Source organism: Lacinutrix cladophorae (assembly GCF_053604645.1).
In genome coordinates this window covers 1-359 of the sequence record NZ_JBSHNR010000027.1, presented here as the reverse complement: position 1 = coordinate 359, position 359 = coordinate 1, and the positions used below count along the sequence as shown (strand labels likewise).

Sequence of the window (359 nt, the reverse complement as noted above, 5' to 3'; positions counted from 1 at the left end):
ACGAAACAACAGTAACAACAGGAACGGATGGCTCATGGACAGCAACAGACATTCCAGTAGGAGATGCAGAAATAGATGTAGATGAGACTACATTACCAGCAGATATTACAGATACTTTAACAACAGGAACTTCAGATCCAGAAACAGTAACTGTATTAGAAGGAGTTGAAACAGCAACAACCGATGATGGTTATGCACCAGTAGTTGGAGATTTAACAGGAGTTGTATTCGAAGATCTTAACGGCGATGGAGTACAAGATCCAGGAGAAGAAGGAATAGAAGGAGTAGAAGTTGTAATTACCGATGTTAACGGAGACGAAACAACAGTAACAACAGGAACGGATGGCTCATGGACAGCA

The 359-nt window shown here is 41.5% G+C and carries 1 protein-coding gene; it reads left to right on the top strand.

Features of this window, described 5'->3' with window-relative positions; genetic code table 11:
* Positions 1–359 (top strand): SdrD B-like domain-containing protein (locus ACVC3Y_RS00130; RefSeq protein ID WP_452225720.1); only part of this gene is annotated, 359 nt, incomplete at both ends.